General features: G+C 73.9%; 14 protein-coding genes and 2 pseudogenes. 15 read left to right on the top strand and 1 reads right to left on the bottom strand.

Translation table 11 applies throughout. From position 1 onward, the window contains the following. The first annotated feature begins 88 nt into the window (after positions 1-88). From QC029_RS10095 to QC029_RS10085, 3 genes and pseudogenes are all read left to right on the top strand, one after another. Positions 89-400, top strand: a complete 312-nt coding sequence (locus QC029_RS10095) for an STAS domain-containing protein (RefSeq protein ID WP_279555188.1) — start codon at positions 89-91, stop codon at positions 398-400. Positions 401-583: 183 nt separating this feature from the next. Continuing rightward, positions 584-1003 (top strand): ATP-binding protein, encoded by a 420-nt coding sequence (locus QC029_RS10090; protein ID WP_279555187.1) that lies wholly within the window; start codon positions 584-586, stop codon positions 1001-1003. 125 nt (positions 1004-1128) lie between these two features. Then, a pseudogene (locus QC029_RS10085) lies at positions 1129-1451 on the top strand (helix-turn-helix domain-containing protein); the annotation flags it as partial. 125 nt (positions 1452-1576) lie between these two features. Here the strand turns inward: QC029_RS10085 and QC029_RS10080 are convergent. After that, the gene (locus QC029_RS10080; protein WP_279555186.1) at positions 1577-2776 is read right to left on the bottom strand and encodes a hypothetical protein; all 1200 of its coding nucleotides are present in this window, start codon (positions 2774-2776) and stop codon (positions 1577-1579) included. Between the two features lie 84 nt (positions 2777-2860). Here QC029_RS10080 and QC029_RS10075 point away from each other — a divergent pair, with 84 nt between their 5' ends. From QC029_RS10075 to QC029_RS10020, 12 genes and pseudogenes are all read left to right on the top strand, one after another. Further along, a complete protein-coding gene (locus tag QC029_RS10075; protein WP_279555185.1) occupies positions 2861-3838 on the top strand; it encodes an ABC transporter substrate-binding protein in 978 nt (325 codons plus the stop codon). A gap of 104 nt (positions 3839-3942) precedes the next feature. Continuing rightward, entirely contained in the window at positions 3943-5085 is a 1143-nt protein-coding gene (locus QC029_RS10070; protein WP_279555204.1) for an iron ABC transporter permease, read from the top strand. Continuing rightward, positions 5082-6089, top strand: coding sequence for an iron ABC transporter permease (locus QC029_RS10065; RefSeq protein WP_279555184.1), 1008 nt, complete (start codon positions 5082-5084; stop codon positions 6087-6089). Before QC029_RS10070 ends, QC029_RS10065 begins: the two co-directional genes overlap by 4 nt. Positions 6090-6109: 20 nt before the next feature. Then, positions 6110-6931, top strand: a complete 822-nt coding sequence (locus tag QC029_RS10060; protein WP_279555183.1) for an ABC transporter ATP-binding protein — start codon at positions 6110-6112, stop codon at positions 6929-6931. 57 nt (positions 6932-6988) lie between these two features. After that, entirely contained in the window at positions 6989-7102 is a 114-nt protein-coding gene (amiA, locus tag QC029_RS10055) for a streptamidine family RiPP (RefSeq protein ID WP_241270818.1), read from the top strand. A 92-nt stretch (positions 7103-7194) separates the two neighbouring features. Then, a complete protein-coding gene (locus QC029_RS10050; RefSeq protein WP_279555179.1) occupies positions 7195-8049 on the top strand; it encodes a hypothetical protein in 855 nt (284 codons plus the stop codon). Next, on the top strand, positions 8046-9527 hold the full coding sequence (locus tag QC029_RS10045) for a CocE/NonD family hydrolase (protein WP_279555178.1): 1482 nt from the start codon (positions 8046-8048) through the stop codon (positions 9525-9527). Before QC029_RS10050 ends, QC029_RS10045 begins: the two co-directional genes overlap by 4 nt. Then, on the top strand, positions 9524-10903 hold the full coding sequence (locus QC029_RS10040) for a YcaO-like family protein (protein WP_279555177.1): 1380 nt from the start codon (positions 9524-9526) through the stop codon (positions 10901-10903). Before QC029_RS10045 ends, QC029_RS10040 begins: the two co-directional genes overlap by 4 nt. An 8-nt stretch (positions 10904-10911) precedes the next feature. Further along, complete coding sequence (locus tag QC029_RS10035) at positions 10912-12066, top strand: SagB/ThcOx family dehydrogenase (protein WP_279555176.1); 1155 nt, start codon at positions 10912-10914, stop codon at positions 12064-12066. Beyond that, positions 12063-13802 (top strand): ABC transporter ATP-binding protein/permease, encoded by a 1740-nt coding sequence (locus QC029_RS10030; RefSeq protein ID WP_279555175.1) that lies wholly within the window; start codon positions 12063-12065, stop codon positions 13800-13802. Before QC029_RS10035 ends, QC029_RS10030 begins: the two co-directional genes overlap by 4 nt. Next, the gene (locus QC029_RS10025) at positions 13799-15553 is read left to right on the top strand and encodes an ABC transporter ATP-binding protein (RefSeq protein WP_279555174.1); all 1755 of its coding nucleotides are present in this window, start codon (positions 13799-13801) and stop codon (positions 15551-15553) included. Before QC029_RS10030 ends, QC029_RS10025 begins: the two co-directional genes overlap by 4 nt. A gap of 148 nt (positions 15554-15701) precedes the next feature. Next, positions 15702-16450 (top strand): annotated as a pseudogene (locus tag QC029_RS10020) (transposase family protein). Positions 16451-16506 lie beyond the last annotated feature (56 nt).

Here is a 16506-nt window from a genome sequence, read left to right as displayed (position 1 = left end):
GGCGCGACTTGCGCGCGGGAGTCTGCCGCGGGTGAGCGGGTGCTGGTTGGTGTGGGCTGATCCACCCCGGGAAGGGGGTCGAGCAGCCATGTACATGTTGTCTGTCCCGGCCAGCTGCGAGCGCGGCACGCTGGTGCTGCATCCGGTGGGGGAGATCGATCTTCACACCGCGCCGGCGCTGGCCGACGCGGTGCGGGAGGTGACCGGGCCGTGGCGGGAGCTGGTGGTGGACCTGTCGGGAGTGTCCTTCATGGACTCCGCCGGCCTGCATGCCCTGATCGGCCTGTCCAAGTGCTGCCGGGAACGCGGCGGCCGCCTGGCCCTGACCGGGGTGAGGGAGCAGTCGGCCCGGCTGCTGGATCTGACGGGCCTGTCCGGCGTGTTCCCCAATATCGCCTGACCGGCCGGTCACCGGCGGGAATTCGGGGCGCCCGGTCGGGGGAGAGGGCGGGTGCGCCCGGCCGGGGAGCGGGAACTTGTACACCAGCGGAGGCTCAAGCTGGCGCTGCCTGGCATAGGCTGCTCGGCGTCGACGGGCGGCTGGCCTCCGCGAGCCGTTGCAGGGAAGACGGGGGTCCAGCATATGGAGATCACCGCCAGCCAGGGCGTGGGAGCGCCGCATCTGCGGGCCGAGTTCGACGGCCGCCCTCCGGCCATCGCCCGCGCCCGGGACGCCGCCGACGCTTTCCTGGCCGCCCTGGCCCGCACCACGCCTCCGGCGACCGACCGACACCGCGAGGATGTGCTGCTGGTGGTCTCCGAACTGGTCACCAACGCCGTCCGCCACGCCCCCGGCCCCCTCACCCTGTGCCTGGCCCTGGTCCGCGGCAGTATCCAGATCACCGTCGGCGACACCAACCCGGCCCCGCCCCGGCCCCGCGCCGACGACCTGCACGGCGGCACCGGCGGGTTCGGCTGGCCCATCGTCCAGCGCCTGGCCCACCACACCGAAGTGCCGGCCCGGGCGGGCGGCAAGGAGATCCACGCCTTCCTGCCCTGGTGACCTGTGATCACCGCGGTCGCAGACCACCTGATTCCGGAACCGGAAGCGGCCGAGGACAGGAACAAGGCACCAGCAAGGGACGCGGCTGGTTCAAGTGCAGTATATGGACCTGCTACCGGCGCACGATGATGCTGCTGGCCTCGGCTGGCGGGAACCGGGGTGCCGGTGATCGCCCGGCTGGTGCGGGCTGACGAGGATACCGTCAGGAGTGTGATCCGCCGCTTCGACGAGATCGGCCTGGCCTGCCTGGACCCTCGGTGGGCGGGAGGCCGTCCCCGCCTGCTCAGCGAGGACGAGGACTTCGCCATCCAGACGGCCACCCACCACCCGCCCCATCGCGCTCGGCCGGCCCCTCACCCGCTGGTCGGTTGCCTACCTGCGCACCGTCCACGGCCGGATCAGCCGCATCGGTCGCGAGGCGTTACGTGGCCTGCTGCTGCGTCGCGGGACCGGACTCGGCAGCCAGCCACGATAGGAGAAACGGCGTAGGGACGCACGTGTGGCGTGGTACCGGACATCGCTTCTGTGGGCGGCTGTTCCGGACGCCTGGAGCGTGCCGGCCCGCGCAGGCCGTCACCGTCCCACGGGATCACCGTCGGCGCCGTCATTCTGGACGCGCAGTGTCATGTGGCCGCCGTGATGCAGCGGTGTGCTCAGCCGTGGACGGGCCGCCTCATGGCCGGTCTCTGCGTCGACGATGTGCACTTCGCCGTGGCCGCCTCGGGTGACGGCGATCCAGTCGGAGCCCGGTGAGGCGGCCACCGCTCGGCGTTGGACGCCTTCCCAGGGGGTGCCGCCGCGACGCGGCGCGCCGTCCATGGCCGGCAGGGGGGAGCGGCGGACGACGTTGTCGGCGTCGAGAAGGATCAGCTCGTCGCCGTCGGGATGGATACGGGTGAAGGCGGTGTGGCGCCGGGCGAGGGCCAGCCGGAAGACGAGTCCGGGACCGAGGTCCGTGAGCAGCGTGCGGCCTGTTCCCAGATCGTGGTGCCATGCCTGGTTGGTCCACTGCGGCCATTGCAGCGGGTCCGGGTCGCCGCCGCGCAGCGTGGTCCACAGCGCCTGCCGCCGAGTGTCGAGCCGGAGGTACCAGCCCCGGGCGGGCGATCCCCACGGAATGGTCGCCTCGGTGGTGAGCGCGTCACCCTCCCTCCGGGCCCGGTGCACTCCCTCGCTCGTGGCCGCGAACACATGCTCCGAACCGGGTGCCTGTGCGTCCCCGTGTCCGTCGTCCGGCAGCGGCAGGATCGCGTGAGGGGCGACCGGAGGGCAGCCGGGCGGAGCCGCGAGGAGGTCAGCGAACCGGTGGACGGCCAGCGCGCCGGGTTCCCGGTGGCGCAGCACGACCAGCGGGTCGGTCTCGCCCAGTACGGTTACGCCCGGTTCGCCGATGCGCGTCCGTACCCGCGCGGCCTCTCCGGTGGCCAGGTCGAGGACCGTGAGCAGGTCCGACCAGGGTTCGCTGTTCTTGCCGAGGCCGGTGGTGACGGCCAGCCGGCGGCCGGACGGGTCGCAGGCGAGGTGTTCGGCCGGCACGGCGACCGGGATCGCACGCTCCACGAGTTTCTCGGCGAAGGGATCGAGTACCAGCAGTTCCCCTCGACGGTCGTCGACGCAGGCCACCCGCCCGCCCGGCAGCGCCAGGAACCCGGCGTGCTCGGAGAGATGACGGCCGGTGAGGCGTCCTACTGCGGTGCCGTCCGGCACGGTCAGCAGGTGCACGGCTCCGGCCACATGGTCGGAGACGAGCAGGACGGGTGTGGCAGTGGGCATGAGTCCTCCAGAAACCAGTCTGTGAAAACGATTATCATGTATCTTCGATGCGTTCCCGGTACCTGAAAAGAAGCGAGGGCATCGATGCTGCGCTCATCGTCGAGATTTGTTCGCAGTTGGATCGCCGCAGCGGCGGTGGGTTCGGTCCTGGTCGGCTGCGGCTCGTCCTCCGAAGAACCCGCGAGCGACAAGGCCAAGCCCGGGGCGAAGACGGAGGTGACCGTCGAGCCCATCAAGGCGTCGACGGAGGTGACCGACACCAACGGCGTCAAGGTCTCCCTGAAGAAGGAGCCCGAGCGGATCGTCTGCCTGTTCGCCCTGTGCGACGACGTCCTGACGGAACTGGGCATCGTGCCGACGGCCACCAACAGCGCGCTGCTCGCCCACCCGGACTTCCTGGGGGAGGAGAAGGCCAAGGAGGTGGACGTCATCCCCGGCGGATTCATCGCCCCGGAGGTGGAGGCGATCCTCTCCCACAAGCCCGATCTCGTGATCGGCCTGGGGGACACCCACGGCAAGCTCGCCCCGGCGCTCAAGGGCGCCACCACGTTCTGGGCCATGCAGCCCGAGACGTGGCAGGACAGCGTGGGGTACCTGCGCGACGTCGCCGCGCTCACCGGCCGCACCGCCGAGGGGGAGAAGGCGGAGAAGACCTTCCGGACCAAGCTCGCCGAGGCCGAGAAGGCCCCGAGTGAGAAGACCGCGCTCATCATCTACGGCAGCGACGAGAACTTCGGCGTCGCGACCCCGGAGGGCGACGTGGCCGCCAGCCTGTTCCCCAAGATCGCCGACTACCCGTGGAAGTCCCGCGGCGTGGAGGGCAGTTACAGTCTCGAGGAGATCCTCGCCCAGGACGTCGACGTGCTGTTCGTCGAGACGCTGAGCTTCGGCGACGCGGCGGGCAAGCTGTCGGAGAAGCTGGCCGAGAACCCCCTCTGGGGCAAGATCCCGGCAGTGAGGAACGGCGACGTCCACGAGGTGAACTCCGAGGTGTGGGCCAAGGGGCGCGGCACCCGTTCTCTGGGCATCGTCCTCGACGAGGCCACGGCCTCGCTGCGGTGAGGAAGCCCTTCTCGGTGCCCGCCGCGGCCCATCGCGCCGCGGCGGGCGGACAGCGGCCGTCGCCCGGAGCGCGGAGGTGGCAACCGCTGCTGGTGGTCGTGCTGCTGGCAGCCTCCTCGGTCTGCGCGCTCAGCCTCGGCACCCCCTCCGTCCCCCCGCACCGGCTGGTCGCCGCGGTGCTGGACGGGGACACCAGCCTCGCCGGGATCGTCGTGACCGAACTTCGCGTGCCCCGCCTGCTGCTGGCGCTCGTCGCCGGAGCCTGTCTGGGCGCGGCCGGACTGGTGCTCCAGGAGGCGCTGCGCAATCCCCTGGCGGTGCCGGAGATGCTGGGTGTGTCGTCCGGGGCCGCGCTCGGGGTGGCCGCGCCGTTGGTGCTGGCTCTCTCGCTGCCCGCCGCCGTCCAGCCTCTGCTGGCCATCGTCGGGGCCGCGCTCGGGGGCGGCCTCACGCTGCTCGTCGCCGGGATCGGCCGCAGTCCGTCCGCCGTGCTGCTGACCGGCGCCGCGGTGGCGGCCGCGCTGCAGGCCGCGCTACTCGTCCTGATGGTCATGGCCGACCAGCTCGACCTCCAGCTGATCTACCGCTACCTGCTCGGCTCCCTCTCCGCCCGGACGTGGGAGGACGTGACGGGCCTGTGGCCATGGCTGCTCGTCGCGGCGCCCGCCCTCGTGCTGTGCGCGCCGGTGCTGTCGGTGCTGCGGCTGGGCGACGAGGACGCGGAGGCGCTGGGTGTGCGGGCTCAGCGCGCCCGGCTGGCCGCGCTGGCCATCGCCGTGGTGCTGATCGCCCCGGTGACGGCGGTGTGCGGGCCCGTCGCGTGGGTGGGTTTCCTCGCCCCGCACCTGAGCCGCTGGTTCGATCCCGCGGCCGGGGCGGTGCGCTGGCTCCCATGGTCCGCGGCGTGGGGCGCTGTTGTCGTGATGGTCGCCGATGTCCCGGCCAGGCTGGCGCTGGCACCCGTGGAGACGCCTGCCGGCGCCTGGACCGCCCTGCTGGGAGTGCCGGCCGGTGTCGCGCTGATGCGGTCGGGTGGCCGCCGCCGGGCGGTCCGGCGGGGACCGGCTGCTTCGGCCGCAGCACGCGAGCCGCTGCCCGGACCGCGGAAGGCGGCTTTCGGTGCGGTGGACGAGGGCCCTCGCGCGGGGGCGTCGGACCACGCCGGCGGGGGCGACCCCGGGTGCGGCGGGTCCGGTGGTTCCCCCTCGCGCGCGCTCAGGACGACCGGAGGGGAGGACGCACGGTGACCCGTCGATTCACGGCGCTCGCGGCAGCCGCCGTCGTGTGCGCCGGGGTGGAAGTGGTGGCCGGGCGCGGCATGTCCCCGGGTGTGGTCTGGGACGTCCTCAATGGTGGCGGTGACGCGACGGAACGCCACATATTCTTCCAACTGCGCCTGCCCAGACTGCTGGTGGCCCTCGGCGCGGGCGCTTGTCTGGCGGTGGCGGGGCTGGTCCTGCAGTCCGCCCTGCGCAATCCCCTGGCCGGGCCGGAGGTGACGGGCGTGACCCCGGGGGCGGTGCTCGGAGCCGTCACCGCGACCGCCCTGGGACTCGCCGGGTGGGATTCTCCCCTGGCCGTGGTCCTCGCCGCGTGCGCGGGCGGGTGTGCTGGAGCGGCGCTGTTGTGGCTGCTCGCCGGACGCGGGCGCGGTGATCCCGCGCAGACCGCCGTGCACGGGGTGCTGGTGTCGGCGGTGCTCGGCGGGCTCACCGCCATGGTGCTGCTGGTGGAGCCGGGCGAACTCGGCAGCGTGGTGCAGTGGCTGGTGGGCACCACGGAGGGCCGGGTGTGGGAGCACTGGCACCTGCTGTGGCCGTGGGCGCTTGTCTGGGGAGCCGCGGCCTGGCTGCTGGCCGGGCCGTTGACCCTGCTGCGCTGCGGGGACGACATCGCCCTCGCCGCGGGGCTCTCCGCCCGCCGGGCCCGGACCCTGGCCCTGCTGTGCGCGGTGGCGCTGACGGCGGGCGCGGTGGCCGCGGTCGGGGCGCTGGGTTTCATCGGGTTGCTCGTCCCGCATCTGGCCGTGGCCGTCTTCGGCGCGGACCTGCGCCGGAGCCTTCCCGGCGCCGCCCTGACGGGCGCGGTCGTGGTGTGCGGGGCGGACGCGGCGGCGCAGTTGTCCTCGCGGCTGCTGGCGGCGGCCCTGGACTCCGGACGGCTCACGCTGCCGGTCGGGGCGCTCACCGCCTGCCTCGGCGCCGCGTTGCTGCTGATCGTCGTACGCCGCACGCCGAGCCGTACGTTCTGACGTCGAATTGAGGACAGAGCATGACCGAGTCCGTGGGGATCCACGTCGAGGGGGTCCACTTCGGCTACCCCGGACGGCCCGTGCTGCGGGGCGTCGACCTGACCGTCCGGCCGGGCGAACTGACCGCCCTGATCGGCCTGAACGGCTGCGGCAAGTCGACTCTGCTGCGGCTGGCCGCCGGGCTGCTGCAACCCGGCCAGGGGCGCGTGCTGCTCGGCGAGGACGACCTCGCCCGGCTCTCCAGACGCGCCACGGCGCGGAGGGTGGCGTTGCTGCACCAGTCCGCCCCGGCCGTCCCGGGTATGACGGTCAGTCACCTCGTCCGGCAAGGACGGTACGCGGCACGCGGCCCGCTGGGCATGCTGCGCGAAGGCGACGACCCCGTCGTGCGCCGGGCGCTGCGCGACGTCGGAGTGGAAGAGTGGGCCGACCGTGACGTCGACGCGCTGTCCGGCGGCGAGCGGCAACGGGTCCGGCTCGCGATGGCGCTCGCTCAGGACACCCGGGTCCTGCTGCTCGACGAGCCGACCACGTACCTGGATCTGCACCACCAACTCGACGTGCTGCAGACCGTGGTGCGCCTGCGCGAGGAACGCGGGCTCACGGTGGTGATGGTGCTGCACGACCTGGCCCACGCGGCCCGGTTCGCCGAACGCATCGTCGCCCTGCGCGACGGCCGTGTGGTGGCCGACGGAACGCCCGGGGAGGTCGTGACACCGCGGTTGCTGGCGAACGTGCTGAAGGTGGCCGGCCGGGTCGGCCGGGATCCGGAGAAGGGGTGGCCGGTGTGTTACCCAGATCACCCTCTCCCAGCTCTAGAATATGAAAATCACATCCATTAAGTTGTGGTCACGGCGCTCACCCGAACGCCGTATCTCCCCACCGATGAAGGAGAGTTCATGGACAACGAGCAGGTCTTCGCGCCGATCGCCGACCCGGGTCAGCTGGCGCACGACTCGGCCTCTCACTCCAACGCGCTCGTCGAGAACCCCTTCGAGGACACCGAGGAGTAAGTGAGGGCCTGACCACCCTCGACCGTGGGCCCGCCCGATGCCTTCCGGGCGGGCCCACGCCCGTCCCAGGTCCCGCCGACAGGAGGAACACCGTGTCCCGTAGCCGACTCGTCCCCGGTGTCGAGGTCGTCGCCGTGCCCGGGCGAGGGCTCGCCGTCCGCACCCCCGCAGGAGAGTTCTTCAGCGTCAGGACAGGAGGCGTCGACGAGGACGCCCTGCTCTCCCTGCTCACCGGGAGGACCACGGCCCCGGTGGACGAGGAACTGGAGCGCGTGGTGCGGGCGTTCGAGGAGGCCGGCTACCTGGCGGAAGAGCCGGGGCACCCGCAGTGGCCCGCCCGTCGCGGGGACATCCGAATCCTCGGCGACCCGGTGCTGACCGAACCGCTCGCCGTGCAACTGGCCGCCCTGGGCGCGCGGCCGCGCACGACTCCGGCCGCGACCGGCTCCGGCAGGTCACCGGTGGGCATCGAGGACCTGCTCGACGGAAACCCCTCCGCGGTCGTGTGGTGCCTGGACGGACCCGTGCCGGACGGGCTGTGGGACGCCGCCGACCGGCTTCCCGAGCACGGCGTCGCGTGGCTGCGCTGCCACCGCGAAGGCTGGCAGGCGTACGTCGAGCCGGTGGCCGCCGCTCCCGGCGACGTCACCTCGGCGCACATCCGGTCCCGTCGGCTCGCCGCCACGCCCGCCCACCGCGAACTGGCCGCGTACTGGAGCGGACCCCGTACCTCCGGTGCACCGGTCCGACTCGCCGTGCCCGCCGCCATCCTGCTCGCGGCGCTGCTCGCGGACGATCTCGGCCGATGGGCCACCGGCGCCCCCGACACGGCCGGCCTCCCGGCACGGCGCCGGCTCCGACAGGTGGACCTGCGCACGCTGACCGTCACCGAGCACCCCGTCCTGCCCGTTCCCGCCGTCGCACCGATGCCGAAGAAGGACGGATGACGGCGTTCAGCACGGCAGTCGAGGGACTCGCCACCGACATCACCCTGCCCGAGGACGACGGCCCCTTCCCGGCCACCGTGATCCGCACCCCCTACGACCGCGCCCGGCACCGGGCCGAGGCGCGCGGCTGGGCCCGCCGCGGGTTCGCCGCCGTCGTCCAGGACGTGCGCGGCCGGTTCGCTTCACCAGGGGAGTGGCACCCGTACGCGAACGAGACCGTCGACGGAGCGGCGACCGCCCGCTGGATCCGGCGGCAGCCGTGGAGCGACGGCAGACTGGTGGCCGTCGGCGCCTCCTACGCCGCCCACTGCGCCCTCACCCTCGCCCTCGACGCGCCCGACGACGCCCGGCCGGACGCCGTCATCGCGGCCGTACCAGCCCTCGGCCCGGCGGAGACGGCGCGCGAGGCGTCCGGCGTGGAACGGCTGCTGTCCCGCGCCGGATGGTGGGCCGCCCACGGCGACCGGCGGGACTCCGACGAGAGTGCGCTGGAGAAGGCCCTTGCCGCCGACCCCGGACTGCTCACCCACCTGCCGCTCGCCGGCCTCCCCGAACGGCTGGGTCGCAGCCTGCCCTCCTGGGCGGACCTATGGCGGCACCGCGACCGCGGCCGTCTCGTGGCGCGGGCGGCACACGCCGGAGTGCCCCTGCTCGCGGTGGGCGGCCACCACGACCACTTCGCCGGGGACACGGTCGCGCTGTGGCGCGCCTGGGGCGGACCCTCGGCCCGGCTGCTGCTGGGCCCCTGGGGCCACTCCCTCGTCGCCGCGCCCGGTCCCGACGCCGGCCCCGCCCACCGGCTGAACCTCGGCGATCTGTACGTGCGCTGGGCCCGCCGCGCCCTGACCGGTGAACTCGCCCCTGGCCACCACGGCGCCCAAGGACTGGGCGGAGCCGGCCTGTGGCTGCCGGCCGGCATCGAGGGCGAACCGCGCGCAGCCCGCACACGGCTGGTGCACGGCTCCGCCTTCACCGCCGACCCCGCCCGGCCCGTGCGCTCCGACGACCTGACCGTCCCCACCGACGGTCCGCCCGACCGCTGCCTGCTGGTCACGCCGCCGCTACCGCGTCCGCTCGACGTGGTCGGCCCCGTGAGCGTGCACCTGCGGGCCACCGCTCACAACCCGTCCGCGGACTGGGCCGCCCGGCTCGTCGCGCTCCCACCGGAAGGGACCGCCGAGCGGCTCGCCGTCGGCGTCGTCCGGCGTGCCGAACCGGCGGGCCGGGAAGCCTCGTTCACCGTCGTCCTCGGCCGACTCGCACGCCGGCTGCCGGCCGGCACGTGGCTGCGCCTGGAGATCGCCGGACACCATTTCCCGGCCCACGCCCGCAACCCCCACACCGGGGAGGACCCGGTGACGGCCGACCGGCTGCTCCCCTCCCGGCGGGAGGTCGACCCGCACAGCGTGGCGCTGACCCTGCCCGCCCTCCCGTCCCGCCCCACCCCCACCGACCCCGCCGAGGAGATCCTGCGATGACGACGCTGCCGCTGGAAGCACTCGTCGACCCCGTCTGCGGCATCGTCCGCAAGGTCAAGCCCGTCGAACACCCCGCGGGCGCCCCACCCCGCTACACCGCGCTCACCGCCGAGATATCCGACGCCCGCAGACTCGGGCTGTGGCCCGCCGACCGGGTCTCCCTCGGCACCACCTTCGGCGATCCGGAGCAAGCCCGCGTCGCCGCGATAGCCGAGGGGATAGAGCGGTACTGCGGCAACCGCGTGCCGCCGCACGGCCACCCCGACGCCCCCGTGCGCGCCACCGCCGCCGAACTGGCCGAAAAGGGCCTGCGGCTCTACGGCCCCGGCGACCTGCCCGCGTACGCCGACTGGCAGTACGCCCGGGAGAAGTTCCCCTACCGCCCCGTCACCCCCGACACCCCGGCTCTGTGGACGCGCGGCACCGAGTCGCTGCCCGGTGGGGGGACGGCGGAGGTCTGGGCACCCGTCGCACTGACCCACCTCAACTGGCGCCAGGGCGCACTGCGCGAGCTGCCCCGCACCCACCACCTCAACTACGCGGGCATCGCCACCGGACAGGGCCTCGACGACGCCATCGAGCGCGGCCTGCTGGAGATCGTCGAGCGCGACGCTCTGGAACTGTGGTGGCATCTGGACGGCCCGGCCCGGGGCATCGACCCGGCGAGCGTGCCCGGCCTCGCCGACGACCTCGCCGGGTCCGCGCTCGATGTCCACATCGTCGAGATGCACTCGGAGTTCGCCCCCTGCATGGCCGCGCTCGTCCACGATCCGCGTCTCGGCCTGTACGCCGCCGGATTCGCGTGCAAGTACGACCCGGCCGAGGCCGCCCGCAAGGCCGTCCTGGAAGCCGTCCACACCTGGGTCTTCACCCAGGGCCTGACCGACTCCGACGGCTGGGTGTTCCAGGCTGTCGAGGCCGGGCTGCTGGCGCGCGGGCTGTACCTGGAGCACCGGGCCGACGGCCGCTATCTCGATGCGTGCGGCGAGCAGTTCGAGCACGTGCGGGACCTGGGGGCGCACGTGCAGGTGTGGCTGGACGAACGGATGGCGGCCGAGGCCCGGCGCTTCACCGAGCCCGCGCTCGGGACCGTGTCCGTCGACGAGGTCGAGCCCGGCAGCCGGGAGCGGCTGGAGAACACGCTGCGCGCGGGCGGTCACCGTGTCATGACCTTCGACCTCACCACTGAGGACGTGGCCGAGACATCGCTGCGCGTCGCCCGGGTCCTCGTCTCCGACCTCCTGCCCAACGCCCCCGCCGCCTTCGGCTACTTCGGCTGCCCGCGCCTCGCCGAGGCCGCAGTCGCGCGCGGATGGCGCACGACCGCGCCAAGCGCGCCGGAGGACTTCACGCTGGCGCCTCCGCCGCACATGTGAGGACCGCTGTGGAAGACCTCCGCGAGGACCGCCCGGTTGACCTCGCCGCCGCACTCGCCCGCGCCCGCTCCCCGGAGCGCCCCGGCCCCGACACGCCCGCCGGGACAGCCGTCCGGGCCTGGCCGGGGCCGCCGCGCCCGCTCCCGGAGGCCGGCCCGGCGGAGCTCGATCTGCGGGCCCTGCTGCGTCTGTCCCTGGCGGCCTCGGACGAATCCGGCCGCCTCAGACCCGCGCCCTCCGCGGGCGCGCTGCACCCGGTGGACGCCGAACTGGTGGTGGGCGCCGGCTGCTCCCTGCCGCCCGGCCGCTACGGCTACGACCCACTGCGCCACCGCGTCCACCACGCCGGCCCGCCTCCCGACGACACCCCGCCGGGCGTGACGGTCGAACTCTCCATCACCGCACGACGCACGCTGTCCCACTACGGCCACCGAGCCTGGCCCCTTCTGTTGCTGGACACCGGGCACGCCGCCGCGGCGCTGTTCCTCGCAGCCCGCGTCTTGGGCACGGGCGCGCCGGAGGCACGGCTGGACGGACTCACCGAGAACCCGTTGGCCGCAGTACGCATCCCACCACCCGGCGGGCGGAGCCCGATGCACCCGGCAGACAGCCCTCACGTCCCGGAACTGCCCGGGGGTACGCCCACCCCGGCCGAACTACTGGCGCGCCGCAGCACCCCACCGCCGCTGCCGGGCACCCCCTCCCACGACGCACTGCGGGCAGTCCTGGCCACCGCCGAAGGGGCCGACACCGGCCACCTGCTGCGCTGGTGCGCCGCGGTCGGCCCGCCACAGCCCGGCCTCGTGCAACTGACACCCGACGGCACGACCCTGCGGCGGTACGCGGCGGGCGAGGCCCGCCCGACACTCGCGGCCTGGGCGGCGGGCCAGGCGTGGATCGCGGACGCGGGAGCAGTCCTGCTCGCCTACGGCTGCCCCACGGACGCCGACACCGCGCACGTTCGCCGCGCCCACCTGCGGGCCGGATTCGCCGTCCACCTGGCCCACGTCACCGCCTGCCGCCACGGCCTGGCGGCCCGGCCCGTCGGCTCCTGGCAGCAGGCGGATCTCGGCGCCGCCCTCGGAGCCGCGCCGGACCGGGACTGGGTCGTGCACGCCCTGGCCCTCGGCACCCGTCACGCCGATGAGGAGAACCCCACGTGATCGTCCACCCCGAGCTGCGCCGCGCCGCAGCGCGCGCACGGCGCCCCCTGCTCGCAGCCACCTTCCTGCAGGGTGCCGTCACCCTCACCCACCTGGCGCAGGCCGCACTGCTGGCCCTCGCGCTCGCCGACCTGGCCCACGGTGACACCGGCCGGCTTCCGTGGCTGCTGGCCGCGGTGCTCGCCGTCGTCGCCGGGCGCGCCGGGCTCGCCGTGTGGCAGCGGAGCACCGCCACCCGGGCCGGGGCACGGGTCAGGGTGGCCCTGCGGGACGAACTCTTGGCTCACCTGGGCCGACTGGGACCCGCTCACCTGACCACCGCGCGGGCCGGAGCCGTCCGCACCACCCTCGTCGAGGGGGTGGAGGGCGTCGACGCCTACGTCTCCCGCTACCTGCCCCAGCTCCTGGTCACCCTGGCGGTACCACCCCTGGTCCTCGCCGCCCTCGCCGTGGTGGAACCCCGGGCCCTCCTCGGACTCGTCCCCGCCCTGCTCCTCGCCCTGGCCGGGCCGCGCGCTTGGGACCGGCTCCTCGCCGCCCGCGGCAAGGAGCACTGGGACACCTACGAAGGACTGGGCGCCGACTACCTGGAAGCCCTCCAGGGCATGCCCGACCTGCGTGCCGCGGGCGCGGTCGGGCGCACCCGCGCACGCCTGGAGGAGCGGTCCGCGGCTCTGCACCGGGCGACCGTCGCCAAGTTGCGGGTGTCCCTGGTCGACACCGGCATCACCGACCTGGCCATCCAGGGCGGCACCGCCGCCGCCGCACTCCTGGCGTGCTGGTCGGCCGTCACCGGATCCACCACGGCGACCGGCACCTATCTGGTGCTGCTGCTGGCATCCGAGTGCTTCCGCCCCGTCCGCGACCTCGCCCGCGAATGGCACGCCGGATATCTCGGGGCATCGGCCGCCGACGGGCTCGCGGCCCTGCGCACGACCGAACCGGCGGTCCCCGACACCGGAACGGCCCCCGCGCACTGGCACGCTCCGCCCGGCCTGCGCTTCGACAACGTCCGGTTCACCTACGACGGCGCCCCGGCGCCCGCTCTGGACGGCGTCTCCTTCACCGCGCAGGCGGGACGGACGACCGCGATCGTCGGCCCCTCCGGCGCCGGCAAATCCACACTGTTGGCCCTGCTCCTGCGCCACCACGACCCGCAGGAGGGCCGGATCACCCTCGACGGGCGCCCCACGACCGAGTACGCGCTCGACTCGCTGCGGCAGGGCATCGCCGTCGTCTCGCAAGAGACGTACCTCTTCCACGCCACCATCGCCGACAACCTGCGCCTGGCCCGGCCCGACGCGACGGACGACGACCTGATCCGAGCGGCGCGCGTCGCCGGTGTCCATGACGAGATCGCCGCCCTCCCCGACGGTTACGCCACCGTCCTCGGCGAACGCGGCGCCACCCTTTCCGGCGGCCAGCGTCAGAGGCTCGCCCTCGCGCGGGCCCTGCTGGCCGACGCCCCGGTCCTCGTCCTCGACGAGGCCACGAGCGCCGTCGACGAACGCCGGGAGGCGGACATCCTCCGGGAACTGCTGAACGCCGCGAGCGGCCGCACCGTCCTGGTGGTGGCCCACCGGCTGGCCGCCGTCCGGCACGCCGACCGCATCGTCGTCCTCGACCAGGGACGGGTGGACGCCGTGGGCGAGCACCCCGACCTGGCCGAGGCCGGCGGCGTCTACACGCGGCTCGTCGAGGCAGGCCACGCCCACCGAGGAGAACGCGCCGCATGAGTACCGCCACCGCCGCCACCACCGCCGCCGACGTACCCGCCCGAGGCGCACTGCGCGCCCTCCTCCCCGCCCTCGCCGCGCACCGGGCCATGACAGCTCGCACCTGCGCCGCCGCGCTCCTTGAACAGGGATCCCTCGTCGCGCTGCTGACCCTCGCCGCGCACACCGTGGGCACCGCCGTCATCGAAGGGCACGCTCCCTCGGCCGGCACCGTCACCGCGCTCGTCGCCCTGGTCCTCGTCCGCGCCCTGATGACCTGGCGGGAGATGGACCTCTCGCACGACCTGGCCTACCGGGTGCTGGCCGCACTGCGGGTACGCGTCTTCGACGGACTCGCCCGCAGCGCGCCCGCCCGCGTCGCGGGCCGGCGCAGCGGCGACCTCGCCGCTACCGCCATGGCCGACGTGGAGGCCCTGGAGTTCTTCTACGCCCACACCACCGCCCAACTGGTCGCGGCAGGGACGGTCTTCACCGGCGGCTCCATGGTCCTTGCCACGGTCGAGCCGTGGCTGCTGGCGGCCGTGCTGCCGGTCACGGCCCTGCTCGCCGCGGCGCCCTTCGCGGACGCACGCGCACGCACCGCACGCGGCGGCCGCACCCGCACCGCCATGGCGAAGCTGTCGGCCGACACGGTGGAGGCCGTCGACGGGCTGCGCGAACTGCTCGCCTTCGGTGCTCTGACCAAGCGCCGCCACAAGCTCGCGGAGCGAGGGCGGCAGGTGGGTGACGCCCAACGCGCCGAGGCCACCTGGGAGGCCGTCGCCGCCGCGGTCCGCGACCTCCTCATCGTGGCCGCGCTCCTCGGCGTGGTCGCCGCGGCGGCACAGTCGGTGACCTCCGGACGGCTGCACGGTGCCTGGGCCCCGGCGGCGATGGCCCTGTCCTTGTCCATCCTCGGCCCCGTCGCGGAATCGGCCCGCGCTCTGAGCCAGGCCGTGGCACTGCGCGCCGCCGCTTCCCGCGTCGACGCGGCCGTCAAGGCTCCCGCCCTCGCACCGCCGCCCGCCACACCTCGCCCCCTGCCGCCCGGACCGCTGGGCGTCCGGCTGCACCGGCTGAGGTTCGACTACGGAGGACGGCTCGTGCTCAACGGCGTCGATCTGACCGTCCCTCCGGGCCAGACACTTGCCCTGGTCGGCGCCTCCGGTGCCGGCAAGTCGACCTGCGCCCACCTGCTCGCCCGCTTCTGGGACCCGTCCGCCGGCGCGGTCCAGTTGCTGCCCGCCGGCAGCGACCCCGTGGACGTGCGTGAGGTGAGCGACGCGGAACTGCGGCGTGCGGTGGTGCTGGTGGGACAGAACACGCCCCTCTTCCACGGCACCCTCGCCGAGAACCTGCGGCTCGCCGCACCCGAGGCCGACGACCAGGCGCTGGCCGAGGCGGCGCGGTTGTGCGGCGTCGACCGCATAGCCCCGATGGACACCCTCGTCGGCGAGCGCGGCGCCACGCTCTCCGGCGGTCAGCGGGCCCGCATCGCTCTGGCCCGCGCATTGCTGGTCCGGCCGAGGGTCCTCGTACTCGACGAGTCCACCGCCCACCTGGACAACACCGGCGACGCCGAACTCGCCACCGCGCTACAGGAGGAGGGCCGCACGACGATCGTCATCGCACACCGCCCGGCCACCATCCGCCGCGCCGACCGCATCGCCGTTCTCGAGAAGGGCCTCATCACGGAAGAGGGAACCTGGGAGGAACTCACGAGCCGCCCCGGTAGCGCGCTCAACCGCATCCTCGCCACCGCCCCCTCCTGAGCACGGGGCCTTGTCTCGGGAGCCGGACCCAGTGAGGTTCTTCAGCGTGGCCACTGAACGGGTGGTGGGCCAGGGGCCGTGACGGGCGAGGCCCCCGGGCGGTTGGTCGAGGTGTCTGACGTCTCAACCGAGCAATTTGGGGGCCTCGTTGGTGACCTATCCTGCCGCACTGGACCTGCCGCACGCACTGGTGAAGTGGGTCACGATGCTCATCGTCACCCGAGAGGGTGAGCGCCGCTGCAAGCTTCGCCCCTCCCAGCGGGCCATGGTCGCCCTGGTCTATCTGCGCGAGCACACCACTCTCGCCAAGGTCGCCACAGGCTTCCAGATCAGCGAAGCCACCGCCCGCGCCTACGTACACAGCGTGACCGCGCTGCTGGCGGCGAAGGCTCCCTCCCTTACCCGCGCCCTGCGGCGGCCAGGCCGGAGTACGTGCTGGTGGGCGGCACCATCGCCGAGTGCGACCGGGCCGGCGACGGCGACGGCGACCACTCCGGCAAGGCCCGGCGGCACGGCGTGAACATCCAGACCGTCACCGACCCGGCCGGCGAGCTGATCTGGTACTCACCGGCGCTACCGGGCCGCACGGCGGACACCACCGCCGCCCGTACCCACCACATCGTCACCGTGTGTGAGCGCTTGCGGATCCCGGCCCTGGCGGACAAGGCGTACGAAGGAGCCGGCGGCGCCTTCTGTACCCCGTTCAAACGGCACTGCGGACGCGACCTCACCGTGCACCAGAAATCCGTCAACCGCGCACACGCCCGCCTGCGCAGTCCGGTCGAGCGTGCCTTCGCCCGCCTGAAGAACTGGCGGATCTTCCGTCACGCCCGCTGCAGCCCCAACCGGCTCACGTCAATCGTTCAAGCCGTCCTCACCCTGGAGCAGCACCGCTGAAGAACCTCACTGAACCCTTTTCATCCTGTGCTGGCGGGTGAGATGGGCTGGTCAGC

The organism is Streptomyces sp. DH37, from assembly GCF_029813835.1.
Classification (GTDB): domain Bacteria; phylum Actinomycetota; class Actinomycetes; order Streptomycetales; family Streptomycetaceae; genus Streptomyces.
Note: the sequence above shows the minus strand (reverse complement) of the source record. Positions and strands in the feature narration are given on the sequence as shown.

Excerpts from the sequence above, each read along its gene's own strand:
- QC029_RS10075 (WP_279555185.1), top strand. The coding sequence starts at position 2,861 with ATGCTGCGCTCATCGTCGAGATTTGTTCGCAGTTGGATCGCCGCAGCG.
- QC029_RS10040 (WP_279555177.1), top strand. The coding sequence starts at position 9,524 with ATGACGACGCTGCCGCTGGAAGCACTCGTCGACCCCGTCTGCGGCATC.
- QC029_RS10095 (WP_279555188.1), top strand. The coding sequence starts at position 89 with ATGTACATGTTGTCTGTCCCGGCCAGCTGCGAGCGCGGCACGCTGGTG.
- QC029_RS10025 (WP_279555174.1), top strand. The coding sequence starts at position 13,799 with ATGAGTACCGCCACCGCCGCCACCACCGCCGCCGACGTACCCGCCCGA.
- amiA (WP_241270818.1), top strand. The coding sequence starts at position 6,989 with ATGGACAACGAGCAGGTCTTCGCGCCGATCGCCGACCCGGGTCAGCTG.
- QC029_RS10090 (WP_279555187.1), top strand. The coding sequence starts at position 584 with ATGGAGATCACCGCCAGCCAGGGCGTGGGAGCGCCGCATCTGCGGGCC.
- QC029_RS10045 (WP_279555178.1), top strand. The coding sequence starts at position 8,046 with ATGACGGCGTTCAGCACGGCAGTCGAGGGACTCGCCACCGACATCACC.
- QC029_RS10080 (WP_279555186.1), bottom strand. The coding sequence starts at position 2,776 with ATGCCCACTGCCACACCCGTCCTGCTCGTCTCCGACCATGTGGCCGGA.
- QC029_RS10060 (WP_279555183.1), top strand. The coding sequence starts at position 6,110 with ATGACCGAGTCCGTGGGGATCCACGTCGAGGGGGTCCACTTCGGCTAC.